General features: G+C 35.0%; 1 protein-coding gene. It reads left to right on the top strand.

The features are described 5' to 3' along the window. On the top strand, positions 1-195 hold a 195-nt coding region (locus tag HMPREF2794_RS12780), incomplete at its 5' end, for a DUF3871 family protein (RefSeq protein ID WP_139147251.1). Positions 196-223: the final 28 nt, after the last annotated feature.

Here is a 223-nt window from a genome sequence, read left to right as displayed (position 1 = left end):
TATATCAATGATAAGAACTTTGGGAGCTTGGGGAATGATATTAGTATGTGGAAATTGTATAATCTATTGACAGGAGCAAATAAGAGCAGTTATATAGATTCATTCTTGGATAGAGCGGTAAATGCAACCGAAATAGCAACGGGAATAAATGCCGCTTTGCATGGAGACACTAAATATAAGTGGTTTATTGATTGATTAAACAGGGGAATATTCAGAAATGGGT

Source organism: Bacteroides sp. HMSC067B03 (assembly GCF_001811315.1).
In the GTDB taxonomy this organism is placed as follows: Bacteria; Bacteroidota; Bacteroidia; order Bacteroidales; family Bacteroidaceae; genus Bacteroides; species Bacteroides faecis.
The sequence above is the reverse complement of the archived record's forward strand: the minus strand, read 5'-3'. Positions and strand labels throughout refer to the sequence as shown.